Here is a 25899-nt window from a genome sequence, read left to right on the forward strand (position 1 = left end):
CAATTAATTATAATAAGGACAACGTACATGACGCAGACAAATAATTCGTCTCAAGATGTGCAAGAGATGGTCGCTCAAGCAGACACTGGTGCGCGAAACCCCGCCGGTCTACCTGGGCGCATTTTGTGGTTTGTGCCTTTGTGTTGGTCACTATTCCAACTCTGGTACGCGTCTCCACTGCCTTTTATTCTGGATATCGGTATTCTTAACGACACAGAAGCACGCTCCATTCATCTCATGTTTGCGGTTTTCTTAGCGTTTACGGCCTATCCAGCGCTCACCAATTCGCCACGCGATCGTATTCCAGCCATCGATTGGATACTCGCTTTAGCAGGCAGTTTTTCAGCCGCTTACATTTATTTGTTTTATACCGAATTGGCAAACCGCTCTGGCGCTCCCACCACTTTAGACATCGTGGTCGCCGTTATCGGAATGGTGTTACTACTTGAAGCCACGCGCCGAGCACTCGGTCCTCCATTAATGTGTGTTGCCGCCGTGTTCTTGCTCTACACTTTCGCCGGTCCATACATGCCGGATGTGATCGCACATAAAGGCGCGAGCCTTAATAAAGCGATGTCACATCTATGGTTAACCACGGAAGGGGTATTTGGTGTTGCTTTAGGCGTATCAACCTCCTTTGTATTCTTATTTGTTCTGTTTGGTGCGATGCTTGAGCGCGCAGGCGCAGGGGCGTACTTTATTAAAGTCGCGTTTTCACTTCTTGGTCACATGCGTGGCGGCCCAGCGAAAGCCGCCGTTGTCGCATCCGGTCTATCAGGCTTGGTATCGGGCTCTTCGATTGCCAATGTCGTGACCACAGGCACGTTCACTATTCCTTTGATGAAACGCGTGGGCTTCCCGGGCACCAAAGCGGGCGCGGTGGAAGTCGCCGCTTCGACGAATGGTCAGTTAACGCCACCAATTATGGGTGCCGCAGCGTTTTTGATGGTCGAGTATGTCGGTATCTCTTACGTCGAAGTGATCAAAGCAGCGATTTTACCAGCATTAATCTCATACATTGCACTGTTGTATATTGTCCATTTAGAAGCCTGCAAAGCCGGTATGACGGGCTTACCTCGTCGCCATACGCCAACATGGCTTCAAAGCATTTTCTCATTTAGCTTCACTATCGTCGCACTGGGTGCACTCAGTGCCTTAGTTTACTACGGTGTGGGTTGGACTAAAGACGTGTTTGGCGGCGCAGCCACTACAATTGTTGGTATTGCCCTGCTGCTTGTGTATGTCGCTTTGCTGCGCGTATCCGCAAAATATGCAGACCAAGCGCCAGAGATTGATCAAGAATTAACGGAAGTTCCTGATCCAGGCCCAACGGTAAAATCTGGATTACACTTTTTATTGCCGATCGTGGTTTTGGTCTGGTGTTTGACCGTTGAACGTTTCTCACCGGGGCTATCTGCATTCTGGGCCACCGTCTTTATGATCTTTATTTTGATCACTCAGCGCCCAATCATGGCGTGGATGACAAATAAGGACAACGTAGCACAACAGCTCAAAGCCGGTTTTGTCGATTTAGCCGAAAGCTTGGTATCCGGGGCTCGCAATATGATCGGTATTGGTGTTGCGACAGCCGCTGCGGGTACGGTCGTGGGCGTCGTGACTCTAACCGGTATCGGCTTAGTCATGACCGACTTTGTTGAGTTTATTTCCGGTGGTAGCATTTTCTTGATGTTGCTATTTACCGCAGTGATCAGTTTGATCTTGGGAATGGGCTTACCAACAACGGCCAACTATATTGTCGTGTCGACATTGATGGCTCCTGTGGTTGTTACGCTAGGCGCTCAACACGGTTTGATCATTCCACTGATTGCCGTGCATCTGTTTGTCTTCTATTTCGGTATTTTGGCTGATGATACGCCGCCAGTTGGTTTAGCGGCATTTGCGGCCGCGGCGATCGCGAAATCTGACCCAATTCGTACAGGTATCCAAGGCTTTACCTACGATATTCGAACCGCGATTTTGCCCTTTATGTTTGTCTTCAATACTCAACTACTATTAATGGGTATTGATACTTGGTGGCATTTGGGACTGACGATTATCTCGGCGATCACCGCAATGCTGATTTTCTCCGCAGCCACACAAGGTTGGTGGTTTACCAAAAATAAATGGTGGGAAACAGTACTGCTTTTAGTTCTTACCTTTACTTTCTTCCGTCCGGGTTTTTGGTGGGACATGATTTATCCACCAAAAGTTGTTTCTCCTGGGATTGAGATAGCGCAAGTTACTGAACAGTTAAACGTGGGAGAATCATTAGAGCTTGTCGTCGCGGGCGAAACGCTTGATGGAGATCATGTTGAAAAAGTCGTCATGCTTCCGTTTGATCCTGAAGCGGAAACTGCAGAGCAACGTATCGCTTCTACAGGTTTGATGCTACGCCAAGACGAGCAAAAAATGATTGTCGATATGGTTGAATTCGGCAGTCCAGCAGAAGCAGCTGGCATTGATTTCGATTGGGAAATCAAATCCGTTGTTGAAGAGATGCCAAGACCAATGAAAGAGTGGGTCTTTGTTCCTGCAGGTTTACTCTTATTGCTAATGGCTTGGAATCAACGACGCCGAGCAGGTAATAAGAAAGCCAGCGCCTAAGCGCTTCGCCCTGCATGTAATGTAGGGCGAATGCCGACAGGCATACTTTGTTATTATCAAGAGAATCACTTATGTATAAGCAAATCCTTGTCCCTGTAGACCTGAACGAAAAAGGGTTTTCAGATAAAGCGGTTGAATTAGCCGTTTGGCATGCCAAGCACTCAAATGCGGAAGTGCATCTACTGAATGTTCTTCCCGGTATCCATATGTCGATGGTTGCGACTTATTTCCCTAAAGATGCCGCCAATAAAATGAAAACGGATGTCAAAGCGCAGCTCAAACAGTTTGCTGTTGACCATATCGATGAAGACGTGGTCTATCACGTGCATGTGGCCGAAGGAAAAGCCTATACCACTATTCTTGACTACGCTGAGCGTCTAGGGGCAGATTTAATTATTATGCCAAGCCATAAGCGCTCTCGAGTTGATAATGTAATGCTTGGTTCTGTGGCAACCAAAGTGGTGCAAAATTCGCCCATCAATGTATTGGTGGTCAAACCGCAGCAATAAACGTTATTTCTTCATCGAAATATCAAATCAAAAGCGCCGATCTTATCGGCGCTTTTTTCATCGTTTTCACCTATCAAAAACATTGCTCTTTTCGTCTTTTACAAATGAGAATTATTTACAATAATAACCATATCCACCACGGTTACATGATTCAGTAAGGCTAGATTATGAAAAAGACACTTAACTTTGCTGCCATACATTTTACGATTGCCTTTACTGTCGCCTACGTGCTAACTGGCGATATTCTATTGGGCAGCTTAATCGCCATGCTTGAACCCAGCGTCAACACGCTTGCCTTTTACTTCCATGAAAAAGTATGGAGTCACTTCAACCAACATCGCGCTATTGGCCACCTAACCCGCAACAAAACGACCAGCTTTGCCATTGTGCATTTCAGTGTCGCATTCAGCGTTGCGTATATGATCAGTGGCGATCTCTTCGTCGGTGGGATCATGGCAGCCATCGAGCCCTGCTTTAACACCATTGCGTATTACTTTCATGAGAAACAATGGCAACGTAAACATCACGCAATGTTAGCATCCGCGCACTAAGGTGAGACGTTAAACCCGATAATGGGTCACCGTTAATGAGGGGCTTAAACCGATCAATAACTCAGTATGCTGGCCATCTAAGTTCACTTCCAAAGGATAGAGATCACTTGGATTAGGTTCACGCTCATCAATGCAAACAGGTGCGTCTATCTGAAATAACGCACTGACATGATTGGCTCGTACATCAATCGGTAGATGATAAGTCATGCTATTAAATTTGACCGATGCTGAGACCAACCCCGGCTTATAAGTGGTGTATTGCAGATCAACCAGAAACTCACAGCCACCACCATGATGCCAAATTTGCTCCGTGGTCACCTGCTCCAATCGAAGGTTAGAGATGAATTGCAAATACGGCTGCATCCAAATTCCCATGCGTGAATCGGTTGCAACGATTGGCTCTCTCTGCTCTGGTTCATCATCAATTAGCCAATCCTCCTCCTGTTCAAGGAACAGTATCTCAAATCGGTTTGGACCTAACTGTAGATAAGGACGAATGTCTTTTTTGTACTCTCGGCTGCTGCCATCACAATCAAATACCGCCACGCCGTTAACGCGCACTTCTGCAAAATAATCGATACCAGAGATCACTAGGTCGATCGCAGGATACGCCAATTGAACTTCATCCAGTTCAATATCGTGCATGAGATGCCATTCTTGCGCGGCAATATCTTGTTCTGACAGGGTTGAGGGCAGGATTTGACTCAATGGTCCAGGAAAAGTGAGATCATCCTGAGGAATGGACAGATCGGTCAGCGGAGACAGTTGCCATAAGCCGGATAGTGGAGAAATCATAACGTTGAGCTAATTATTTTATATTTGTTGATAGTCAAACATAAAACGGCAATAACAGCCATAAAAAATACCAGCCTATAGCTGGTATTTCTTTTATTCGAGTTCGTCATCATCCTCTTCGGGATAAAGCGCATCTTCGCCTTCGTAATACGTTCCCCAACCGTCATAGATAATGTCGTATTTTTCAGCGAGCTGAACCAGTTTTTCCACTTGTTCATCAATTAGTTTGGCATCCAAAGTCGAGCTCATCGTGGCATCACAGCATAGAAGCTTATTCCCGTCTTCATCTTCGGTTTCTTCAGCTTCTAGTACTTCAAATCCCATTTTGAATGCTTCAACGACCGCTTTCTCCAACTTATCAAAATCTTCAGAGAACAGGTGATGCTCAATTTCATATAAAGCATCAGGATCGCTGCCATCTTCCAGTAAAGATTGAATGATATCTCGAGTATCTTCTTTTTGAATTTCAATCAGATCTTCAACTGATAAGTAGTCATCTTCATGAGACATATTGTGGCTCCGCTCATAGCTAATTGGTTGCGACGAAATATGGCATGGATCGGCGATAAAAGCCACCAATAACCCCGTTGATAAGACCATATTTCTTTAGCTTAGCGAAGAATTAGCAGCAAATAGTAGAAAAACCGCTGTCGTTTAACATTTTCTTTTCAAAACCAGATTCAGAATTATCTATATCGCCATTTTTGCTCGGTTTTGCCTATACATGCGTATTTTATATTAAGCCCATTCAGTTGACCAAAAAACATACGAGTGCATAAAAAACTAACTCTAAGCCGATAGTTAACCGAGAGAATGAATAGCTATTCTATCGTGATGTAAGATTGCGCATTCATCATGGTTAAAGTAAACGAATAGAGACGCAGAGTCGGCAAAAAGTAGCCAACAGAGATAATATTTAAAAAATACAAAATACCCATAATAAAAGTCGGTAGAATTACCTATTCCACCTTAAAATTAAGAATTAAAGACTAATTACAAGGGTTGCATCTTGATAACAAGCTTGTCATAAATACACTCAGGATTAAGTTGTAAGGATACAAAATGAGTAAGCTGTACGTTGGCTCGGAAGTTGGCCAGTTAAGACGAGTATTATTAAACCGACCGGAACGAGCCCTTACCCACCTCACCCCTTCAAATTGTCATGAATTACTGTTTGATGATGTGCTTGCGGTCGAAGCTGCCGGACAAGAACATGACGCATTTGCTGAAACCTTACGTCAGCAAGATGTCGAAGTATTACTGCTACACGATTTGCTCGTTGAAACCCTCACGGTAGAAGAAGCGCGTCGCTGGTTGCTAGAAACCCAGATTTCAGATTTGCGCTATGGCCCAACGTTTGCGAAAGAGCTTCGCCAGTATTTGGCCGAAATGGACAATGAGCATTTAGCGACGATCTTACTTGGGGGGTTAGCCTACTCCGAGCTTCCCATTCGCTCATCATCGATGCTGCCAAGCTTGCATCGCCCACTAAACTTTGTCATCGAACCTTTGCCCAATCACCTCTTTACGCGTGATACTTCGTGCTGGATTTACGGTGGTGTGTCACTGAACCCAATGATGAAAGCCGCTCGCCAGCGTGAGACCAACCATCTACGTGCGATTTATCGTTGGCACCCTACCTTTGCAGGACAAGACTTCATTAAATACTTTGGTGATGAAGACTTACATTATGACAACGCCAACATTGAAGGCGGCGATGTGCTGGTAATCGGCAAAGGTACGGTACTCATTGGTATGTCAGAGCGCACTAGTGCACAAGGTGTCGAAAACCTAGCGGCGAACCTGTTTAAACATCAACAAGCTAAACAAGTGATCGCGATTCGCTTACCGAAAAGCCGTGCTTGCATGCATTTAGACACCGTCATGACGCATATGGATGTCGATACCTTTTCCGTTTATCCCGAAGTCATGCGTAGTGATTTGGAAACGTGGTCTTTAACACCGACCGCCAATGGAGAGATGGAAGTCAAACCAGTAGTAAGCTACATCCATGCCATCGAACAAGCGCTAGGCCTCAATCAACTTAAGATCATTACCACGGGCGGCGACAACTATGAAGCAGAGCGAGAGCAGTGGAATGACGCCAATAATGTACTTACCGTCAAGCCTGGCGTAGTAATTGGCTACGAACGCAATGTGTATACCAACGAAAAGTATGATAAAGCCGGTATTGAAGTCTTAACCATTCCAGGTAATGAGCTTGGTCGCGGCCGCGGCGGAGCTCGCTGCATGAGTTGCCCTATAGAGCGAGACGATATTTAATCTGCATGGAAAGGCTACACTTCTGATAATAAAAAAGCTGCGATGAACGCAGCTTTTTTATTTCGATCACAACACGATGAATTATTCTGTGCCGCCAACCGTGATTGAATCTAGCTTCAATGTTGGTTGCCCAACGCCGACAGGCACGCTTTGACCGGCTTTACCGCACACACCGACCCCACGGTCGATACTCAAGTCATTTCCCACCATCGAGACCTGTTGCATCGCTTCAATACCAGAGCCAATCAGCGTTGCACCTTTCACTGGGTGCGTGATCTTGCCATCTTCAATCATGTAGGCTTCTGAGGCAGAAAACACAAACTTACCTGATGTAATATCAACTTGCCCACCACCAAAGTTGGGGGCGTATAGGCCACGTTTTACGGTCGAAATAATCTCTTCAGGAGCATGCTCACCCGGCAACATATAGGTATTGGTCATACGAGGCATGGGCAGATGTGCGTAAGATTCACGACGACCATTTCCGGTCGGAGACATTCCCATCAGACGCGCATTCAGTTTATCTTGCATGTAACCTTTCAACACCCCGTTTTCAATTAAGGTATTGTATTGCCCCGCAACCCCTTCATCATCCACATTGAGAGAACCACGTAAGTCTTTGAGCGTACCATCATCGACAATGGTACAGTGCGAAGAAGTCACTTTTTGCCCTAACTTACCACTAAATACCGAGGAATCCTTACGGTTAAAATCGCCTTCAAGACCATGGCCTACCGCTTCATGTAAAAGCACACCAGGCCAGCCTGACCCAAGCACGACGGGCATTGTTCCAGCGGGAGCCGCCACAGCTTCAAGGTTAACTAATGCCATGCGAATCGCTTCATCAGCGTAATGGTATGCTTGCGCACGGCCCTGATAATCACTCAAGAAGAAATCGTAACCGAAACGACCACCGCCGCCTGCACTGCCACGCTCGCGTCGTTCACCTTTTTGCGCTAATACGCTGATCGATAGACGAACGAGAGGACGAATATCGCCCGCATAAGTGCCGTCGGTTGCGGCCACCAGCATCTGTTCATGAACAGCACTTAAACTTACCGACACTTCCGTCACCAAAGGTTCTTTGGTACGAATGTAAGCATCCAACTCTTTCAATAATGCCGTTTTCTGCTCTTTTTCCCAGCTTACCAGTGGGTTAACCGCCGCATAGTAGGCTTGGTTATCACTACGTTTAAACGCGTGAACTTGACCATTTTGTCCTTGCTGAGCAATGCCACGAGCCGCTACGGCGCTCTGTTTTAGTCCATCAAGCTGAATTTGGTCAGCATAAGCAAAGCCCGTTTTTTCACCGGTTACCGCGCGAACACCCACGCCGCAGTCAATATTAAAAGAACCGTCTTTAATGATGCGGTCTTCAAGCACCAAAGATTCATGCCAACTGGACTGAAAGTAGATATCCGCGTAGTCGATTTGACGAGTCGCGATGCTCGATAAGGTGTCAGCCACATCTTGCTCGGTTAAACCGGCAGGTGCCAACAGCGCTTCTTCAACGTGGTTAATGGTCATACTTCACTCTTTACTGTTTTATTTGGGTATCAAAACGGATGTGCTTCGCTACAGGCATCGCCGTTCTGATGTCTTGTACTTTGTCGATATCTAGCTCTACAACAAGCGTATCTGGCTGATTATCTAGGCAAGCGACGATCTCTCCCCAAGGGTTTATGACCATCGAATGGCCCCATGTCTCCCGCCCGCATGGATGAGTCGCACATTGATTAACCGCCACCACCCAACACTGAGTTTCAATCGCCCGAGCTTGAAGTAACGTTTGCCAGTGCGCTTGCCCTGTCACTGCGGTAAATGCCGCAGGAACGACGATGACATTTGCACCTTGTTTAACTAACTCACCATATAAATGGGGAAAACGCAGATCGTAACAGATCGATAATCCGAGTTTGGCAAATGGCGTATCCACACTAACAACTTGATGCCCAGCCGCGAATATTTCAGATTCACGATAACGCTTATGGCCATCAGCCACATCAACATCAAACATATGCAGCTTATCATAAGCCGCTACACATTCCCCGTTTGGAGAGAAAAGAATTGAGGTTGTGGAAACACCTTGTGGGCGGCGAATCGGCATGCTGCCAATCAGAAACCAAACTTGAAAACGCTTCGCCAATGCGGCCACTTGGTGCTGCAGTGGGCCATCAACAAAGGTTTCGGCGTGCTGATGATAATCCGCTTTCGCGCCAAACACTAAAGCATTTTCTGGGGTCACAACCCAGCGTACACCCTGCTGGCTCAACGTCTCAAGCCGCTTTTCGATGACCTTTAGATTGGCTTGCGGGTCGGGGCCTGATGTCATTTGAATCACACCAACTCGTTCCATGAGTATTCTCCTTTATTGCACCGCTTCAGCTTCTTTACGAAGTTTTTCTGGCAGCTTAAACTCTCCGCGACTGCGCGACAACTCTTTTACCGTCGGTGAATCTAACGGACCTTTAACTTGATAATTGACTTCAGTAAATACCTCCACCACGGGAGATATCACCGTCGTAATCGCAAGCACATACAGTGCGGTCGTCGGTGTAACGGCAAATGCGGTCAGCACTGGAATTCCTGACGTAATATCCGGAACAAAGTTAACTTCTGCATCCACCGTACGTTTATTCAAATCCGCCAATCCTTTGATGGTCATTTCACCAGCCACCGCATCCATCTCGATATCGTTAGTGACAAAGACTCCATCTTGAATTTCACCGCTCCCCGTAATCGAGTTAAACGCCATACCTTGGTCGAAAACATCGGAGAAATCGAGCTGCATCTTGCGAATGATGGAATCCAAACTGAACAGGCCAAGCAATCTTGCCGCGCCGCTGACATCCGAAATAATCCCTTTCCCCAGCTCAGTATTCACTTTGCCGGCGAGGGTATTAATTCGCATTGACCAAGGTGCGCCTTGCCAAGATAACGACGTTTTGAGTTCAAACGGCGCTTTCTGAACACCAGAGGCGATGCCAAAACGCTCCATCAGGTCGCTGTTATTATCCCCTTTGGCAAACAGATTAAACGCGGACTGATTTTTGTCTTTACCCAGTGCCCACGTACCGTCGATATCAATTTTGTTGCTGCCACTGGCAAACGATAGGTTCTCTAAGCGTATTTGATTGAGTTCGCGGCGAACTCTCATGTCTGCGGTACCTACTTTGTAGCCCTGCAGCCAAAAGTCATCCACTTTCACTGTCACGTTAGTCACACCTTTGTAGATATCGCGTTCCAAGTCGGTGACCAATGGACGCTCAAGAGTCGGCGCCTCCAAAGGATGCTCATTTTTAGCATCGAGCCCCGGAACAAAGATGTGCAATTTACTTAAGTTAACAACGGTATTATTGCGCGAAGGATCGTATTGCACTTCCCCTTTTGCTTCCTGGCTATCCAATTTGATGGTCCAGGTCTTATCTTTATTCCGCGCATTAAGATTGACATCATTCCAATCTATCCCTGCCGCTTTCAACTCTTTCACTTCAAGATCAAGTCGCTGCAGTTGTGGTTTTTGTATCTGTTTTACGTCGTCTTTTGCGCCTTGAGTCTGCTCAAGTTGCGCTGAGTGGGTTTTAAACCAGCTATCCCAAGTATCCAGATCAAGTCGCTTCAATCGTATTTGAGCGTGATGACCCACCATCGGGCTTATCTTAAAACTACCGCGACCTAACACCAGATTGGTGGCCTGCAATACCGGAATATCACCACTTAAATCCACATCGGTTTGAAACTTGGTGTTCGGTAATTGCAGACGCGCCGCCACTCGTTGCTGATTACCTGAAGCCTGAAGTGTGGCTTTACCTTTAACATTCATCGCTTTATTGAGCGGATAAGGGTAAGTACTAACTAACTGCCTTAAGTCGGCATTGGCGTTAATCTGATAGCTAAAACCAACGTCGTTAAGTTGAATATCCACACCGGCTCGCCAAGGCGCATGTCCGGATAATGGCTGAGTCCAAACCTCGCCGATATAGGGCGCTAACGGTTGGATATCCCAATCCCCCAACACATCGATGTTGACCGCATAACCTTGGGTGGCATTCTCGCCTTTAAAATCCACGGCCACGGGTTGATTTAATAACTGAGCAGAAATGCCTGCGGCATTGACCACATCATTATCGAACTCGATTTTTCCTGACACTGACTCTAAAGCCATCGGCGGTGCATCAATATCGACATGATTATCTTTTAATTCGGCATAGCCCCAGGCGCGAGGCTCATCCCCATTAAGTGGAATATCAAGCTGGAAAGACGCATCCACATCCCCTTTGACTTTAACTGCGGTTAACGCAGCACCGACAGAATCAACTAACGGCGTTGCCATCATGTAATCACGTACCGCTTGCCCATCACCGCTGGCAATGGCTTCTAGCTGCAAATGACCATCTTCTGCCAACTGGGCAATCTGTCCCTTAATCCGTGATGCTTTAACTTCGTTGAGAATGGCGTGCTCAGAGTCCAAGTACATAGCATCGTTTTGAAACAGCAAATCCATCTGCAAATCGGTGACCGCTGGCCAATTGGTATCAAAGCTAAACTGGCCATCTTTCAGGCCCACCCACGCTTGGAAAATGCCTGACTCATTTTTGTATGGAAAATCGCTTAAATTGCCATACCAAACCAATTTCGCCGTATCCACTTTCCCGGCTTGAATCGCGGTAGACAGGTAATCGGTCAAGGTTTGGCCAAGAGCTAATGTGGGTAAGTAACGCCAAGTTTCTCCAGCGTTATAGACATCCGCTTCGGCGTAAAAAGAGAGAAATGGGCTTTTGTCTTTTGGAAAGTCCAAACGAAACGCCCCTAAAACCTGTAAGTCTGGTGTGGCGGCCGTCACTTTATCCGCCCAAAGAGACCATCCCGACTTCTGCCGCTGCCAGACAATATCAACTTGTCCTTGCTTGATGTTCAGCGGAGCTTGAAAGACATCACCATAAGGTAAAATATCATCAATCAGCGAGAGGTGAATATCTGCTTTATCCGCATTGCCAGCGATAGAAGCACTTAAATGATGAAACTCAGGTAATAGCGACCATTGCGCCATTTGACCGTTTTCAAGCGTTGCGGAATAGCGAAGGGTTTCCAAGCCACTCGCCATAGAGACTCGAACATCTTCAAGCAAACCACCCAATTTAAGCTGCTCAAGAATATCGGTGGTCGCCTGCGAGTCGGGTAATAATTTTACCAGTGGGCTCACTGCGCTTAATTCGAGCTGCGAGGCATTTAAACGCCACTGTTGAGGTTGATAATCCAGAGCTAAGTCTAATTGAGGCCAAGGTGTATCATCAGTTCTAAGCTTGAGTGAGTGACCACTCACCAGCCAACCTTCGCCTTTACGAGATAACTGAAACACACCAGATTCAATATTGAGTTGGTGCTGCTGTCCTTCTTGCCAAATCAGCTCCGAAGGTTTGAGATCGACATAAGCGTTGGTCGGCTGTGAATGCTTAAGGGTAATCCAACTGCGTAAGCCCACTTCCCCTTTTTCAATGCCGGTTTGATCTTTGAGGTACACCGTTAGCCATGGCGTGATACTCACTCGATCAGCTGCGGCGTAAAATTCACCGGAGACATCAAGCAATGAGCCATGATCGACAAAATCGGCGCTGACGCTCAGCGAGTTAATATTGCTGTCAGCAATACTTACCAAGCCATCAGCAACATGGCGACGTCCATGGTTACGCCAATTCAGTTTTTCAATATTCAATTGACGAACACCGGTATCAACACTGGTGTAAATCACATTTGAGTCAATAAGCGAGAAGTTATCTAGCTGACGAAGGAAGAGATCATCAAGAATCTGCACCGCGTTACGTTTGGGCTTATCCTCTTGGTTCACTGGGTTTTGCTGCAAAGAGAAAAAGTCGATGGAACTGACATCAAGTCCCAATTGGTGAATGGTCAGTTCTGCAATCACAGGCTGTAATTGCATCGCTGACTGCACGAGGTCAAATTCGACATCCACTTTGTCCGCGGCAAATTTAACATGACTGCCTTTGGGCAGCTTAGCTTGAATGCCTTGCAACGAGATAGACGGATGGGTATTGCGCCAGAAACCACTGATGTTGTCGATCTGCATCTCTACACCTGTCACTTTCGTAACCAGAGTTTGAATTTCAGATTGAAAGTGGTTTAACTTAGGTAACGCAATACGTAGTGTGGTTACCGCAATGGCCAAGGTGACAAGAAAAATCACCAATAGCCAAAGCAAAAAGCGTGATATACGCGTAGCAGTCGAGCTCACCAAACAGCCTTACATCATAACGACATCGAATTGTTCTTGAATATACAAAGGTTCTAACTGAATACGAACTTGCTTGCCGATAAACACCTCAAGCTCTGCGAGTGCATGCGATTCATCACCTTGTAGCGTTTCAGCGACCGCTGGAGAAGCATAAACTACGAACTTATCCGAATCATAAGCACGATTAACACGAGTGATTTCACGCAGAATTTCAAAACACACCGTTTCTACAGTTTTGACACTGCCTCGCCCTTCACAAGTAGGACAAGTCGAACATAAAACATGTTCAATACTTTCTCGTGTCCGTTTGCGGGTCATCTCAACCAAACCTAGATGGGTAAAGCCGTTGATGTTGGTTTTTACTCGGTCTTTATTCAGCGCTGCCTCTAATGACAGCAACACTCGCTTACGGTGGTCTTCTGATGTCATATCGATAAAATCGATAATAATGATACCGCCGAGATTGCGCAGGCGCAGTTGACGAGCAATAGCCTGAGTCGCCTCAATGTTGGTATTAAAAATCGTCTCTTCGAGATTACGACGACCGACAAACGCTCCGGTGTTGATGTCAACTGTGGTCATTGCTTCTGTTTGGTCAATGATCAGATAGCCACCAGATTTGAGTTCGACTTTACGTTCTAATGAACGTTGAATCTCATTTTCGGTGTCGAACATATCGAAAATCGGTTTATCACCTTCAAACAGCTCAAGCTTATCAGACAGCTCTGGCACGTATTCAGATGTAAATTCCAACAAATTTTCGAACTCAAGGCGAGAGTCGACAAGAATTTTTGTCAGTTCGGTTCCGACAAAATCACGCAAAATACGTTGGGATAGACCAAGCTCACCGTACAGGGTTGAGCGGGTTTTATATTTAGAACGGCGCTCCACCACTTTCGACCACAAACGCTTTAAGAACGCCGCATCTTGAGACAACTCTTTCTCATCTGCGCCTTCCGCCGCAGTACGAATGATAAAACCACCGTTTTCATCGCAATAGTCAGCAACGACTTTTTTCAATCGCTCGCGTTCACACTCGCTTTCAATACGCTGAGAGACACCAACATGGCTGGCACCAGGCATAAAGACCAGATAACGAGAGGGAAGTGTAATGTCTGTGGTTAAACGTGCGCCCTTGGTGCCGAGTGGGTCTTTCACCACTTGCACCACGATGTCTTGCCCTTGACGAACCAGCTCAGAAATATCACGAACTTGAAACTGCTGTTTTTCGTTTTCGGCAACACATTCAGTATGGGGGACGATATCGGAGGCATGAAGAAAGGCGGCTTTATCTAAGCCAATATCAACAAACGCCGCCTGCATGCCTGGCAGCACACGGCTCACTTTGCCTTTATAGATATTGCCAACAATACCACGCTTTGCTTCACGTTCGATATGTACTTCTTGGAGTGAACCTCCTTCAATCATGGCCACTCGAGTTTCACTCGGGGTCACGTTGATCAACAACTCTGCACTCATGAGCACACCTCAAAGTAAATTATAAAAATTCGTGCAAGAGCTGGTCAGTTTCAAATAGCGGTAATCCTACAACAGCGTAATAGCTGCCTTCGATGCGAGTTACAAATCGCCCACCCAATCCTTGGATAGCATAACTGCCAGCTTTATCGCATGGTTCTCCAGACTGCCAATATTGTTCTATTTCTGCTTGGTCTAGAGCTTTAAACCATACATCCGTTGTCACAACAACAGACTTGTGTTTGGTTTGTGTGGCGACAGTCACGGCTGTCATCACTTGATGCGATGTACCAGATAATCTGAGTAACATACGCTTGGCATCCGTTAGATCTTGAGGCTTTTCCAAAACGTCACTACCCGCGACGACAATGGTATCCGAACCAATCACCACTGCATTCGGTGGGGCTAATTGCACACCAGCAAATGCTTTGTCTTGCGAAAGGCGTTCTACATACTGCACCGGACTTTCTTCGGCGGTTTGACACTCTTCGACATCCGGTTTGACGACCTCAAACTGGTAGCCAAGTTGATGAAGAAGCTCTTTGCGTCTGGGAGACCCAGACGCGAGGATCAGTGTTGGTGATTCCATATTATTTAATATGCCAATGGCGTCTGATACGACGCAGCAATAAAAACATCCATGGCCAAAGTATACAGTTTATTAGCCCACTCCACAGTGATAGCGGATTAAATGCAACGTCTTGGATCAAATATTCACCAAAGAAAATCAATACATCCAGCAACATAGAGAGCAAACCGATTAAAATCGCCTGCTGCCAAAGCGCCATGTTACGCATCACTAAGAAATTAAGTGCGACTAAATACACGACGATAGACATCATCATACCGCGAATGCCCAGCGTTGAGCCGAGTAATAAGTCCCACATTAAACCAAGGACTAAAGCACTGCCAACATTCACACGATGAGGGAGCGCCAAGACCCAATAACAGACGACGAGTAATAGCCAAGACGGTCTGAGTAAGTCGAGAACACCTGGCCACGGAATGGTCTGTAAGGTCAGCGCAACAAGAAAGGTTACGATGATGACAAAGCGGCCTTGAAAAAACTTATTGGTCACTGCTGATTTCCTCTGTCATCTGTTCCGGCATCGCCGATTGAACACGATCTTGACGCACATCATTTGGCCAGATGAGTAGCAAATAACGAAGTCGCTCAAAATCGACCACAGGATCGGCTTCAATCAAGGCAAATTCGCGGCGTGAGTCTCGCTCAACCAGTGAGACTTTCGCGACCGGATACCCTTCTGGATAGACACCACCGAGCCCTGAAGTAACAAGCACATCACCTTCCTGAACATCGGTACTGATTGGAATATGCTCAAGTTGAATACGGTCAATTTGGCCGTTACCGGAAGCAATAACTCGAATGTCATTGCGTAGCAGTTGTACCGGAATCGCACTGTTAGCGTCAGTAAGCAGTAGCACCCGGCTATTATGAGCCGACACGAAAGTGACTTGACCGACAATGCCTCGTTCATTGGCGACAGGTTGCCCAGCATAAACGCCATCAGTGCGGCCTTTATCAATCACCACTTGGTGACGATACGGTGAGGTGTCGACGGCCATCACCTCAGTGACGACTTTGCGTTCATCGCGCACGAAACTAGACCCCAGCAGCTTTCTCAAGCGCTGGTTTTCTTCTTTATACTGATCGAGCAGGCTGATATCGCTCTTCAGTCTGAGGACTTCACGTTTAAAGCTGTGATTTTCATCCATCAAGCGCTGACGTGTATTGAACTGCTCATAAAAGTCGTCGAACATGCTACGTGGCAAATCTGCAACGTACTGAATTGGCGCGACCACACTGTTCAATATATAGCGTACTTGAGTAAACGCACCTAAACGACTATCAGCCAGCATAAGGCTGGCTGATAGAATGACGGCGAATAACAGACGTATCTGAAGTGAAGGTCCTCGGCCAAAAATCGGCTTCATTGATTGAGTTCCTGCTTATCGAGAGTTGACCCCATTCGGCGTCAAAGTCTTATTATTCTTCACTGAAAAGATCGCCACCATGCATATCGATCATCTCTAGTGCTTTACCGCCACCACGAGCCACACAGGTCAATGGATCTTCGGCGATAACCACAGGAATACCGGTCTCTTCAGTCAGTAAACGATCAAGGTCTTTAAGTAGCGCACCGCCACCCGTCAATACCATGCCGTTTTCAGAGATATCTGATGCCAATTCTGGCGGACACTGCTCTAGCGCTACCATCACTGCTGATACGATACCTGTTAGAGGCTCTTGCAAGGCTTCAAGAATTTCATTTGAGTTAAGACTAAAGCTGCGTGGTACACCTTCAGCCAAGTTACGACCACGAACTTCAATTTCTTGCACTTCATCGCCTGGGTAAGCAGAACCGATTTCGTGCTTGATTTTCTCGGCGGTTGCTTCACCAATTAAGCTGCCGTAATTACGGCGCACATAATTGATGATCGCTTCGTCAAAGCGGTCACCACCAATACGAACAGATGAAGAGTAAACCACACCATTGAGTGAGATAACCGCAACTTCGGTGGTACCACCACCGATATCAACCACCATGGAACCAGTAGGTTCTGATACACGAAGCCCAGCACCAATTGCCGCCGCCATTGGCTCGTCAATCAGATACACTTCACGCGCACCAGCACCTAGGGCCGATTCACGAATTGCGCGGCGCTCAACTTGAGTTGATCCACAAGGTACACAGACCAGTACACGAGGGCTAGGCTTAAGTACACTATTGTCATGCACTTGCTTGATGAAATGTTGCAGCATCTTTTCGGTGACATAAAAGTCTGCAATCACACCATCTTTCATCGGACGGATAGCAGAAATATTTCCCGGAGTACGACCCAGCATTTGTTTAGCAGCGTGACCAACAGCCGCGACGCTTTTGCCTGCGCGAGCTCGGTCTTGGCGAATCGCAACAACGGAAGGTTCGTCAAGAACAATACCTTGTCCTTTAACGTAAATAAGAGTGTTGGCAGTACCTAAATCGATAGATAGGTCATTAGAAAAAATGCCACGAAGTTTTTTGAACATACTCTTCGCTCGTCCTGAAAGAATTAGAAGAAAGAAAATTGCTCTAAATTTACCAATGCCTTGCCATTACAGCAAGGCAATGAAGTGGAAAGATGGGCTGAAACCCGCAATTTCTAACAGATTCCTAACTAAAACCCCAAAATATCCAAAATTTACTGCCCAGTCATTCCTCGCTCACCACGAAAAATGACTTTATCGCTGCCTCGATATAGACCAAAAGTCACAACAGCGGAGGGATCTTGTTCATCAGTTTGAGCTTGTGCCCAATCATAACGAAGCCAAGGTAAAACATTGGTTGAGGCAACGCAATCACCATCCGTTTGAGGAAGACCTAAACGCAGCCAAAAGCGAACTTGTTGTTTCCCCACAACCGTTTGTTGCGCAAGCAATGACGAGAAAGAGCCACTCGACACGCGACCGCTGCCAGACAAGTATGCCCCACTCCCGCCCTCAGACCAAATGAGTTGTGAACAAAAGTGCTCACCATTGAATGAAGTGGAATCATCATCAACGTTTTTCTCAAACTGTTGGCCATTCCAATACCCAACACTTAAAGGAACCTGAATTTGTTGATCTTCCAGCCCTCCGACACTTTCAAGCCGAGCTCGTCCGAAACGAATATCCGGCTGAATGAGAAACTGATTGTCATTACCGGCAAAATTCACTGGGTCTTGGTTGTCATTACCATCTCCGGGAATGAGGTCGCCCGTAAGCTGCAAATCGGTGGTCAATGATTCAGCCAACATATTGAACGGGCCGTCAGGGGTGAAATCAGCAAGTTTTCTCCAACATAAGCCGTCTAAGCAATCATCGCTTCCGGATTGGGTAAATGCGCCAATCGACCGCCCATCAATCTGTTGCCAAGCCCCTGCCATTCGCGGCGCGCTAAAACGGTCATCATAATTGGGCTCTGTGATATCAAACTGAGCCTGTAAACCCGGATTAAACAACGGGTAATTTTGGACCGGTTCAAACTGCGCATTAAGCGCTTCGACTTGATAACCAACAGATTCAAACGGTTGGTTCATATAGATAAAAGATTGCGTTCCCGGGTAACCCCACTCATTACTCAACACTCGAAACTGAGCAGGGTAGAAACGACCTAAGGTCCGTGATGTTTCTATTCCTTGTAAAATATTGGAATAGAAACTGCCTGTTTCGGTAACGTGAAAATCAATACTTCCGACATCATCGTAACGCAGTTGGTTAAATAGATAGCCCTGATTCACCACATCTGCGGCGCCAATCACTTGGCTCAAACCACGACTGGAAGACAAAGCGCCTAGCACACCAGACTCAGGGGTATCCAGAGAATAACTGGCATCAATGCTGGCATCAGAATAGAAGTAATTTTGGGTGACCAAATCGAGATTGCAGCGATTGTCACTTTGAGTCGTAAAACGGATCGGCCTTGCGATCAGGTCGAAGCCTTCACCAGCCGCAACCATACCAAGCCCTGACTCACTGGTCCCCTGTTGCACATTGTCACCACAAATTGCAAACGTCCATGGGCGAGAATACAAAGTGAAACTACCTTGTAGCACGCCACTTCCATCGACAGGACAACTGGCAAATTCAGAGCAATCATAACGGCTATCTTGCAGCGTGACCGTAAATTGACCAGCTTCACTGTGGGTTAACGACGCCGTAGAACGCCCTTGGTTAAATTGAGGTTGATAACTTAATACCCCTTCAATTCCCCCGTCCGATGAATTCGGGTAATCGACGCGCTGGGTAACTTGCGGTGAGCCAGCATAATTGCTTGCTACCACTTGTCCACCATCCACATCACACGCCAGTACTTGAGCGTCAATGGTGGTCTCTTGGCCTGCGATGATTTGCTGATCGTCGACAGCAAACTTAAATGGAACATAGCGAAATGTGCTCACATCCGCTTGATTATTATCGACGGCCATTGTGACTTTCAATGAGTAACTTTGGTTTAAAGCCACTAGGGCCGGGTTGTCACTCACGACTTGCAAACGCAAACGCCCTTCACTGTTAGAGGTAAAAACACTCCCAGAACCGGAGCCCACGCCGTCCGTCACCACCAGTGTCACCCCCGAAGCCGCGTTACCACTCGAATCAAACACGTCGACATTCACTTGAGTTGAAAATCCTAACGCGTTGTTGGTCGTTCTGACTAAGAACTCAGGGCGTTCATCGCCGCACATCAAGCTAATATCCGTATTCGGCGACATAGTGATTGCATAGTTATTATTAAACAGCGCACAACTTTGTGGCGCGTAAGCGGAAATTTGACTGTCGTGTCCACCTAATCGTACCCGTGTTGCGGTTATTGCACCGCGCCAATTGAAACGGTCTGCGTAACTCACTATGCCATTGACGCCAAAAAGATTATCCGGGTCAACATACCAATGTGCTCGGTCGGAAACATCATTGTTATAGATGGTGATCCCTGAATTCGTGCCATGACCAATTAAAACCAAATTGTCGGCATTCCCTTCACTGTTTATTTTTACTCGGTCACCATTAATTAATAAGTTTTTATAATGAAGCACCACCTGACCGGTGACGTTAAGCTTGGCATCGTTGGTTGAGAAATTAAGCGTATTTATCCAATACTCTCCTGCTGAAAGCGTCACCGTACTGCCATTAGAACCAATCGTAATGGTGCGATAAGCCCCAGGAGAAAGCGTTTCCGTGCAACTGTTGGTGCAAAAAACATCTTTCGAACTTGGGATAAACGTGGCCAGTTGCGGTGGAAAGTTAGCGTAACTCAAAAATGGATTATATAGGCAGCCCGAGACCGAGCTTGAACTGCCGTACACACAACCACTTTGCCCAAAGGGGTTAGTCGCCACGGATGAGAAAGAAATCGGTGAATACGTTGGCAAATAGAGTTTATTGCGATCGCCGCCAATGACTAAGTCAGTGAAAAATGGCACACCTAACACGTAACGGTTACTTTGAATCGGATCGGGAAAATACTCGCAAAGGTTAAGCGACTCAGCTTCAGGAAATTCGATCTCTTCAGAACACGCTAAGTTCTGCACATTAATCCCAGAGACCTCTATCGCTGCCGACAAATCGGTAACATCGGCCTCGACGGCATCAATTTCAACCCAACTGCCATTGCGCTCAAGATAATAGGTCAACACACCTCGCTTTCCGCGAATGTGTTCATACTGAAGTAAGATATTGTAGTTAAATAGAGGCAGAGTTTGCCTATCATGGATTGCAGCACGTCGAATCAGACGATCGTTAGTCCAAGCAACAACAAACCCATCTTGATTGCGCTTGGTGATATATACGGTTTCTTGAAGTAACGCAGGACGCAAACTAAAGCTTACCGAGAAGTCTTGGCTGGTTTCAATGCTGGAACACTGAGAAGGGAAAAAAGCAGCACTGACCAATGATGACCACAAGGTCAGCAATACTCCCGAAAAAAACGGCGACCATTTCATCTATTCCACCTCTCTAACCCAAACTTGCTGGCGTCGTTCCACTAAGTTAATCCCACTACCGCACTGCACTCGCGCCTCAACACGATAAAACTTTAACGCGTCAGGTACCTCACTGGCTGAGGCACTGCATGTCACTTCGACTTCACGGCAGCTCGCCGTTTCTAGCGTGTCTGGCGCGGGTGCAAGGTTTTGACAATGAGCTGCCAAATCAAAAGGCTGGTCATTTTCTCTCAGTGGATAAAGCTGAGTCAGCGCCCACTCATTGGCCGAGTGAGCAATCAGCCAAGCTTGTGCGCCCAGCACGCTACGCGTCTGAGCATCGTTATCTGACCACTGTATTCTGGCCAAACCACTAGCCAAAAACCCTATCACGACCAGTACAAAAATGACCACGATGTACAGGTTACCTTTTTGCTTACGTAAACTAGGGGACATTAAGCACCTGTATATCTTGCTGGTAATGGTTGTTCTCACCATTCTGAGTGAGATCAAGATCAATATGAATCAAACTACCGCGGCGAAGATCCGTTTGATCGTAACGAAACTCGGCTTGTGTCACGATATTGTCCGAAATGGCGACCGCTTGCCCGTTATCAACCCTTTGTAAATGGGATGGTTTCACTGTACTTGGCAAACAATAAGCGACGCGACGACTAAACAGATACATACGCTTAGCCACAGATTCACTGACTAATGCTTGTTGACCATCTGTGACGGTAAACACCGCGCCAGATATGCTGGTATTACTGGAGGTCAGTTCAATCGCATTGTCGATATCCGCCATTCGCGCTGGGTTAATAATCAGCTTTTTGCCTACATCGACGATCTGTTCATTCGTATAGTCATCACCAATAACAAATTGCAGATCGGCACCGGAAACAGTGTAAAAACCGGAATGGTCGATAGGATAAAAGTTTAGACAAGTTTCGTAGCCTGCGGGAGAATCGGTAGAAACCAGATTCGGAATGCTATGACGTACTTCACGGCTCATCTTTTCAAGTAAGAATTTGGCTTGAGTTTGTAAACGTCCTCGTTCAACAGAATCAACGTAACCTGTGGTGCCGAGTTCAATAAAACCTGCGATGCCAAGGATCAGTATCGAGCTAACAACAATCGTTGCCACCATTTCGACTAATGTAAAACCGCGTGGAGCACCTAATTTCATCAGTAGTTCCCTCGCCAAGCCTGCAATTCAACTGGTGACTGATTCGGAATGGTTATCGAGAGTTCGATTTTTTTCATGGTCTGTGGAGCAAAACCGTCAGAGTTGTCATTGCTCACAGCGATATCAAGGCGAAAATTACGGTAGGTTTCACCGCTGGTGTCGTCCGCTAAAATATTAAGGTCACCGCACTGCGCACTACCAGTTGGCACCCAACAGCCAATGTAATCATCAACATCATTAAATTGTTGTGGAGCGCTTTCGCCATCCGGCCCTAACGGCGTTGAACACAAGGTGTTATCGTCGCCGCAACGCCAATTACCGCCGTTAAAATCACTGTTATCCGCAAAGCCCCGCGCCAACATTTTAGACATCACGCTTTGCCCAAGATCTAAAGCGCGAATTTGGTAGTAAGGGTCAGCAGAACGTAAAACTTGAGGCAATAAAAAAGACGCTATCGTGACCATCGCGATGCCCATAATCACCATCGCTACGACGCTCTCAACTAACGTAAATCCACGCGCTTTGGGGCACTTCATAGGCAGACTCCACCAACATAGCCTTGTGGATTAACACACACGCTGGCACGGCTGTCCAACCCTTGAATCGAAATGGTGAAACCATTACCAGCACTGCCTTGAGGATTACCAAGCAAATCAAAATCCACTTCGTTTAGTACAGTGGTCGTTGAAAAGTTTAGGTTGGACAAAGCGACCGCATCGCTGCGTTGACTCAAGTCAGTCAATGAACATGCTTGAGCGCTGCCAATACAGTGAGGCTGAATGACCAAACGGCTGCGCAGACATTGTTGACGCTGGGCTGACGACGCAGGCGCACTGTCACGGCAATAGGAACTTAATTCATTGATATTATTTTGCATTCGCGTGAGTTGCACTTGACGAATAACAGAAATAATTTGCTCTTTAGCAACCGGTGCTGAGACGCTATCGACACCAAAAAAACGGCTTGCGGCATAAACCGACACAATGCCGATCAAAATGATCACAACAATCAATTCAACTAAGGTGAAACCGGAATCAACAGTGCGGCGCATGGTTCTCTAGCTTGATAGGATGTTTATCTAAACATAGATGAAAATGGTTAGAAGGAAGTGAAAAAAGGCCAGCATTGCTGGCCTTTTTTTAATTAGCAGCTTTCGCCATTGACAGTAATTGTCGGCTCTGAAGCAGACGTAGCCTGATTGTATTGAACATTACAACCAGTTGCAGTATCACGCCCATTAAAGGTGTATTGGATACTTGTTGATGTAACACTACCACTAACTGGAGCCCAATCACCTTGAGAGTCATTTAACCCAGCGACTGCGCTACCAATCCCCGAATTAGTTGCCGTCGGGAAGCCAAACAAAGTATCAACTGTTGTGCTTCCTGAACTGACTGAAACGACGGTATCAGAATTTTCCACACCATCAATAGCTGCTTTACCATAGACAATACCTGCAGCACCTTGCATTGCCCCTTTTAATCCTTGCAGTGATGCTTTACGCGCATCGCCTTGTAAGTCCAAGAAACGCGGCGCGGCCGTCACAGCCAAGATACCCAAAATAACAATCACCACTACTAATTCGATTAGAGTGAAACCGCCTTGTCTTTTCATAACATTTTCTCTCATAGGTATTATGTACTTACAAAACTATTGCAACGTCACCATGACTCGCCCAGTCCGAGCGTCATACACAAATTGGTGCTCTGAGCCGCCTTCTTGCTGAATATAAGTGCAAGTGGCATTTGTCCCGTCGGCTTGCGCTGAATACTTAATATTTGAATTGCTGTTTGCGTCACCAACCGACCCAACTTGCGGTGGATTCTGGAGTAAATTCTCCATTAAGTCGATACAGTCATCGGCTGTTATTTCTGTAGGAAAACTGGAATTACCGGTGTTGATTGCTAACGGATAGCCATCACGATAACCGGTACTCGCCCCAGAGCTGGTTCGCGAACGAGTTAGCCAAAAGTTTACCCCGTCATAATTGACGCTGTTGTACGACTCACTATCAACCGAAATTGAGGGTCTTGACTCTGCTTCCCATTGAGCACGAGCAGATAACACACCTGTCGAAAATCCACCAGCCACGCCTTCGACGCTGGCTTTTTTGGCTTCGTTTGTAATATCTAAAAACCGAGGTAGGGCTGCAACCGCCAATAGACCAACGATAACGATGACCACCACCAGCTCGACAAGAGTAAAACCCACTTGTTTATGAGGCATAAATAAACACCAACACTCAACGAATTAATTATACGCAAAATAGTATTTACTACTATAGAACATATAACTACAAATAAAACAAAGCGAAAAGTTTATACGCAAATTAAATTTATAGACTTTGCATTAAATAGAAAAGCATTAATTGTCGCTAATGCGCTTTGTTTTTAATTTAAACGAAAATATTGGTTGTTAGATCACTTTGCTGATGTAAAAGTGAACCTTAAACACAAAAGGGATAAGCGGGACAGCCCCTTTAGATAAGAGGCATTGAGATAAGAAGAAAATGCACCAACGCAGGAAACTGGCAATACTCTTGTCGTCAAAAGGAAGAAATTATCCGCCTTTAATCGCATCAAGCATGCCCCACATAGGTAGAAAAATACCCAGTGCTAACATCAGCACCATACCCGCTACAAAGACCAATAAAATAGGCTCGATACGCGCGGTGAGAGTTTTAAGATCATAATCGACTTCGCGATCATAAAAATCGGCGACTTCCAGTAGCAACTGATCAATTTGCCCAGTTTCTTCACCCACCGAAATCATCTGTAGCACTAAGGGCGTAAAGATTCCGGTATTGGTAGCGGTGGTAGAAACCGTCGAACCGGCTTCAATCGCCGACTTCATCTCCTGAAGACGGTTTTCTAAATACTGATTATCCAGCGCTTCTGCAGACAGCGATAATGACTGGTTGAGAGGAACACCAGCGGTCAGCATCAGCGAAAAAGTTCGAGAAAAGCGCGCCAACTGAGCCCGATTGACGATAGAGCCAACAATCGGCATTCTCAGCCGCGCTTTATCCCAACGTTCTCGACCATTAGCGGTTTTCAGCCAAGCTCGAAAAGCAAACCAAGAGCCAACTAACAGAGCCACAATAAAGGCCCAGTAGTTAACAAAAAAATCAGAGGTTGCGATTAGAATTCGCGTTGGCAGCGGTAAATCCACTCCGAAACGTTGGAACATATTAGCAAACTGCGGAATGACCTTGAGATTTAATACCGCAACAGCGATAGCAACAAAGCTAATCACAAAGCTAGGGTAACGCATGGCCGTTTTAATTCGCTTACGTGTTTCAACCTCTTGTTGATAATAGTTAGCGAGTTGAAGCAAAGCTTGGTCCAGCCGGCCTGTATTTTCACCGACATTAACCATCGAAACAAATAACGAGCTGAATACATTCGAGTGCATTTGCAGCGAACTCGACAGACTACGGCCGTTGGCCAATTCTTGGCTAACGTCTTCTAAAGCCGCTTTTAAGGTTTTATGGTCGCTGTTTTGACTCAGACCTTTAATCGCCCTTAAGAGAGGGACCCCCGCCTTGGTCAAGCTATAAAGCTGACGACAAAAGATCACAAGCACTTCCAGTGGTACGGAAGGCGTCAATAAGGCTTTAAGATCGAAGCTGCTTTGAGTGCGGACCTTACCTTCGCTGAGCGAAGTAGGAATCACACCTTTACTCATTAGCGATTCTGCAGCCAACTCCTGTGTCGCCGCTTCGACTTGCCCTGAGACTTGCGCGCCTTGCGCATTACGACCTTGGTATCGAAATATCGCCATGAA

General features: G+C 46.4%; 22 protein-coding genes. 4 read left to right on the forward strand and 18 right to left on the reverse strand.

What is annotated here, in order from left to right; all coding sequences use genetic code 11:
• Positions 1-27: 27 nt before the first annotated feature.
• The 3 genes from ACFFUV_RS19445 to ACFFUV_RS19455 all read left to right on the forward strand — a co-directional run bounded on the left by ACFFUV_RS19445 (position 28) and on the right by ACFFUV_RS19455 (position 3664).
• Entirely contained in the window at positions 28-2604 is a 2577-nt protein-coding gene (locus tag ACFFUV_RS19445) for a TRAP transporter permease (RefSeq protein WP_390196202.1), read from the forward strand.
• A gap of 71 nt (positions 2605-2675) precedes the next feature.
• Positions 2676-3113 (forward strand): universal stress protein, encoded by a 438-nt coding sequence (locus tag ACFFUV_RS19450; protein WP_390196205.1) that lies wholly within the window; start codon positions 2676-2678, stop codon positions 3111-3113.
• Between the two features lie 167 nt (positions 3114-3280).
• Positions 3281-3664: a DUF2061 domain-containing protein gene (locus ACFFUV_RS19455; RefSeq protein ID WP_390196208.1), complete on the forward strand. Its 384-nt coding sequence runs from the start codon at positions 3281-3283 to the stop codon at positions 3662-3664.
• A 9-nt stretch (positions 3665-3673) separates the two neighbouring features.
• On the opposite strand, the gene ACFFUV_RS19460 is transcribed toward ACFFUV_RS19455, so the two are convergent.
• Together ACFFUV_RS19460 and rraB are read right to left on the reverse strand one after the other, a co-directional pair.
• The gene (locus tag ACFFUV_RS19460) at positions 3674-4459 is read right to left on the reverse strand and encodes a glycosyl hydrolase 2 galactose-binding domain-containing protein (RefSeq protein ID WP_390196210.1); all 786 of its coding nucleotides are present in this window, start codon (positions 4457-4459) and stop codon (positions 3674-3676) included.
• Positions 4460-4552: 93 nt separating this feature from the next.
• Positions 4553-4969, reverse strand: coding sequence for a ribonuclease E inhibitor RraB (rraB, locus tag ACFFUV_RS19465; protein WP_390196213.1), 417 nt, complete (start codon positions 4967-4969; stop codon positions 4553-4555).
• A 552-nt stretch (positions 4970-5521) separates the two neighbouring features.
• Between rraB and arcA the strand changes: the two genes are divergently transcribed.
• Entirely contained in the window at positions 5522-6742 is a 1221-nt protein-coding gene (gene arcA, locus ACFFUV_RS19470; RefSeq protein WP_390196215.1) for an arginine deiminase, read from the forward strand.
• Positions 6743-6823: 81 nt separating this feature from the next.
• On the opposite strand, the gene tldD is transcribed toward arcA, so the two are convergent.
• The 16 genes from tldD to ACFFUV_RS19550 form a co-directional block, all read right to left on the reverse strand.
• Positions 6824-8269 carry a metalloprotease TldD gene (gene tldD / locus ACFFUV_RS19475; RefSeq protein WP_390196217.1) on the reverse strand — a complete coding sequence of 482 codons (1446 nt, stop codon included), beginning with the start codon at positions 8267-8269 and terminating at the stop codon, positions 6824-6826.
• A 10-nt stretch (positions 8270-8279) separates the two neighbouring features.
• Positions 8280-9098, reverse strand: a complete 819-nt coding sequence (locus ACFFUV_RS19480) for a carbon-nitrogen hydrolase family protein (RefSeq protein WP_390196220.1) — start codon at positions 9096-9098, stop codon at positions 8280-8282.
• A gap of 12 nt (positions 9099-9110) precedes the next feature.
• Positions 9111-12992, reverse strand: a complete 3882-nt coding sequence (locus ACFFUV_RS19485; protein WP_390196222.1) for a YhdP family protein — start codon at positions 12990-12992, stop codon at positions 9111-9113.
• A 9-nt stretch (positions 12993-13001) separates the two neighbouring features.
• Positions 13002-14471 carry a ribonuclease G gene (gene rng / locus ACFFUV_RS19490; protein ID WP_390196225.1) on the reverse strand — a complete coding sequence of 490 codons (1470 nt, stop codon included), beginning with the start codon at positions 14469-14471 and terminating at the stop codon, positions 13002-13004.
• Between the two features lie 19 nt (positions 14472-14490).
• Complete coding sequence (locus ACFFUV_RS19495; protein WP_390196227.1) at positions 14491-15057, reverse strand: Maf family protein; 567 nt, start codon at positions 15055-15057, stop codon at positions 14491-14493.
• A gap of 1 nt (position 15058) precedes the next feature.
• Positions 15059-15547, reverse strand: a complete 489-nt coding sequence (gene mreD / locus ACFFUV_RS19500) for a rod shape-determining protein MreD (protein WP_390196230.1) — start codon at positions 15545-15547, stop codon at positions 15059-15061.
• Positions 15537-16424 (reverse strand): rod shape-determining protein MreC, encoded by an 888-nt coding sequence (gene mreC, locus ACFFUV_RS19505; protein ID WP_390196233.1) that lies wholly within the window; start codon positions 16422-16424, stop codon positions 15537-15539. Before mreC ends, mreD begins: the two co-directional genes overlap by 11 nt.
• Before the next feature lie 52 nt (positions 16425-16476).
• On the reverse strand, positions 16477-17520 hold the full coding sequence (locus ACFFUV_RS19510) for a rod shape-determining protein (RefSeq protein ID WP_093274359.1): 1044 nt from the start codon (positions 17518-17520) through the stop codon (positions 16477-16479).
• A gap of 152 nt (positions 17521-17672) precedes the next feature.
• Positions 17673-20948 (reverse strand): DUF6701 domain-containing protein, encoded by a 3276-nt coding sequence (locus ACFFUV_RS19515; protein ID WP_390196237.1) that lies wholly within the window; start codon positions 20946-20948, stop codon positions 17673-17675.
• Positions 20949-21383, reverse strand: a complete 435-nt coding sequence (locus ACFFUV_RS19520; protein WP_390196239.1) for an MSHA biogenesis protein MshP — start codon at positions 21381-21383, stop codon at positions 20949-20951.
• Positions 21373-22113, reverse strand: a complete 741-nt coding sequence (locus tag ACFFUV_RS19525) for a PilW family protein (protein WP_390196241.1) — start codon at positions 22111-22113, stop codon at positions 21373-21375. The genes ACFFUV_RS19520 and ACFFUV_RS19525 overlap by 11 nt, the downstream gene beginning before the upstream one ends.
• A complete protein-coding gene (locus ACFFUV_RS19530) occupies positions 22113-22649 on the reverse strand; it encodes a prepilin-type N-terminal cleavage/methylation domain-containing protein (protein ID WP_390196244.1) in 537 nt (178 codons plus the stop codon). The genes ACFFUV_RS19525 and ACFFUV_RS19530 overlap by 1 nt, the downstream gene beginning before the upstream one ends.
• Positions 22646-23164: a prepilin-type N-terminal cleavage/methylation domain-containing protein gene (locus ACFFUV_RS19535; protein WP_390196247.1), complete on the reverse strand. Its 519-nt coding sequence runs from the start codon at positions 23162-23164 to the stop codon at positions 22646-22648. Before ACFFUV_RS19535 ends, ACFFUV_RS19530 begins: the two co-directional genes overlap by 4 nt.
• Before the next feature lie 92 nt (positions 23165-23256).
• The gene (locus ACFFUV_RS19540) at positions 23257-23727 is read right to left on the reverse strand and encodes a type II secretion system protein (protein ID WP_390196249.1); all 471 of its coding nucleotides are present in this window, start codon (positions 23725-23727) and stop codon (positions 23257-23259) included.
• Positions 23728-23763: 36 nt separating this feature from the next.
• The gene (locus ACFFUV_RS19545) at positions 23764-24339 is read right to left on the reverse strand and encodes a prepilin-type N-terminal cleavage/methylation domain-containing protein (RefSeq protein ID WP_390196252.1); all 576 of its coding nucleotides are present in this window, start codon (positions 24337-24339) and stop codon (positions 23764-23766) included.
• Between the two features lie 333 nt (positions 24340-24672).
• Positions 24673-25896: a type II secretion system F family protein gene (locus tag ACFFUV_RS19550; protein ID WP_390196254.1), complete on the reverse strand. Its 1224-nt coding sequence runs from the start codon at positions 25894-25896 to the stop codon at positions 24673-24675.
• Positions 25897-25899: the final 3 nt, after the last annotated feature.

This window comes from Vibrio olivae, assembly GCF_042428525.1.
Taxonomy (GTDB): domain Bacteria; phylum Pseudomonadota; class Gammaproteobacteria; order Enterobacterales; family Vibrionaceae; genus Vibrio; species Vibrio olivae.

Bases quoted from the DNA above. Each gene is read 5' to 3' on its own strand.
- ACFFUV_RS19530 (WP_390196244.1), bottom strand. From the start codon at position 22,649: ATGAAGTGCCCCAAAGCGCGTGGATTTACGTTAGTTGAGAGCGTCGTA.
- ACFFUV_RS19450 (WP_390196205.1), top strand. From the start codon at position 2,676: ATGTATAAGCAAATCCTTGTCCCTGTAGACCTGAACGAAAAAGGGTTT.
- rraB (WP_390196213.1), bottom strand. From the start codon at position 4,969: ATGTCTCATGAAGATGACTACTTATCAGTTGAAGATCTGATTGAAATT.
- ACFFUV_RS19545 (WP_390196252.1), bottom strand. From the start codon at position 24,339: ATGCCTCATAAACAAGTGGGTTTTACTCTTGTCGAGCTGGTGGTGGTC.
- ACFFUV_RS19525 (WP_390196241.1), bottom strand. From the start codon at position 22,113: ATGAAATTAGGTGCTCCACGCGGTTTTACATTAGTCGAAATGGTGGCA.
- ACFFUV_RS19495 (WP_390196227.1), bottom strand. From the start codon at position 15,057: ATGGAATCACCAACACTGATCCTCGCGTCTGGGTCTCCCAGACGCAAA.
- ACFFUV_RS19515 (WP_390196237.1), bottom strand. From the start codon at position 20,948: ATGAAATGGTCGCCGTTTTTTTCGGGAGTATTGCTGACCTTGTGGTCA.
- ACFFUV_RS19445 (WP_390196202.1), top strand. From the start codon at position 28: ATGACGCAGACAAATAATTCGTCTCAAGATGTGCAAGAGATGGTCGCT.
- ACFFUV_RS19540 (WP_390196249.1), bottom strand. From the start codon at position 23,727: ATGAAAAGACAAGGCGGTTTCACTCTAATCGAATTAGTAGTGGTGATT.
- ACFFUV_RS19550 (WP_390196254.1), bottom strand. From the start codon at position 25,896: ATGGCGATATTTCGATACCAAGGTCGTAATGCGCAAGGCGCGCAAGTC.
- ACFFUV_RS19520 (WP_390196239.1), bottom strand. From the start codon at position 21,383: ATGTCCCCTAGTTTACGTAAGCAAAAAGGTAACCTGTACATCGTGGTC.
- rng (WP_390196225.1), bottom strand. From the start codon at position 14,471: ATGAGTGCAGAGTTGTTGATCAACGTGACCCCGAGTGAAACTCGAGTG.
- ACFFUV_RS19535 (WP_390196247.1), bottom strand. From the start codon at position 23,164: ATGCGCCGCACTGTTGATTCCGGTTTCACCTTAGTTGAATTGATTGTT.
- ACFFUV_RS19455 (WP_390196208.1), top strand. From the start codon at position 3,281: ATGAAAAAGACACTTAACTTTGCTGCCATACATTTTACGATTGCCTTT.
- tldD (WP_390196217.1), bottom strand. From the start codon at position 8,269: ATGACCATTAACCACGTTGAAGAAGCGCTGTTGGCACCTGCCGGTTTA.
- ACFFUV_RS19480 (WP_390196220.1), bottom strand. From the start codon at position 9,098: ATGGAACGAGTTGGTGTGATTCAAATGACATCAGGCCCCGACCCGCAA.
- ACFFUV_RS19510 (WP_093274359.1), bottom strand. From the start codon at position 17,520: ATGTTCAAAAAACTTCGTGGCATTTTTTCTAATGACCTATCTATCGAT.
- mreC (WP_390196233.1), bottom strand. From the start codon at position 16,424: ATGAAGCCGATTTTTGGCCGAGGACCTTCACTTCAGATACGTCTGTTA.
- ACFFUV_RS19460 (WP_390196210.1), bottom strand. From the start codon at position 4,459: ATGATTTCTCCACTATCCGGCTTATGGCAACTGTCTCCGCTGACCGAT.
- arcA (WP_390196215.1), top strand. From the start codon at position 5,522: ATGAGTAAGCTGTACGTTGGCTCGGAAGTTGGCCAGTTAAGACGAGTA.